This window comes from Streptomyces marinisediminis, from assembly GCF_026262575.1.
Lineage (GTDB): Bacteria > Actinomycetota > Actinomycetes > Streptomycetales > Streptomycetaceae > Streptomyces > Streptomyces marinisediminis.
In genome coordinates this window covers 1-637 of sequence record NZ_JAPKFL010000108.1, presented here as the reverse complement: position 1 = coordinate 637, position 637 = coordinate 1, and the positions used below count along the sequence as shown (strand labels likewise).

Annotated in this window: 1 protein-coding gene; it reads left to right on the top strand. The window is 75.5% G+C overall.

Features of this window, described 5'->3' with window-relative positions; genetic code table 11:
• Positions 1 to 637 (top strand): beta-ketoacyl synthase N-terminal-like domain-containing protein (locus OSB71_RS24280; RefSeq protein WP_265950951.1); only part of this gene is annotated, 637 nt, incomplete at both ends.

Below are 637 nucleotides of genomic sequence, written 5' to 3'. Positions count from 1 at the left end.
CAAGGGCTCGCGCACCGGCGTCTTCGCCGGGCTCATGTACCACGACTACGGCTCCAACGCCGAGTCCGTGCCCTCCGGCGTCGACGCCTTCCTGGGGCTCGGCACGTCCGGCAGTGTGCTGTCGGGCCGGGTGTCGTACGCGCTGGGTCTGGAGGGCCCGGCGGTGACGGTGGACACGGCGTGTTCGTCGTCGCTGGTGGCGCTGCACTGGGCGATCCAGGCGCTGCGCGCCGGCGAGTGCACGATGGCGCTCGCCGGCGGCGTGACCGTCATGGCCACCCCCACCACCTTCACCGAGTTCTCCCGCCAGGGCGGCCTGGCCTCCGACGGGCGCTGCAAGTCCTTCTCCGACGCCGCCGACGGCACCGGCTGGTCCGAGGGCGTGGGCGTGCTGGTGGTCGAGCGGCTGTCGGACGCGCGGCGCAACGGGCACCGGGTGCTCGCCGTCGTCCGGGGCACGGCCGTCAACCAGGACGGCGCCTCCAACGGGCTCACCGCGCCCAACGGGCCGTCCCAGCAGCGCGTCATCCGCCAGGCCCTCGCGGGCGCCGGCCTGGACCCCGGCGACGTGGACGCCGTCGAGGCGCACGGGACGGGCACCCGGCTCGGCGACCCCATCGAGGCCCAGGCCCTCCTC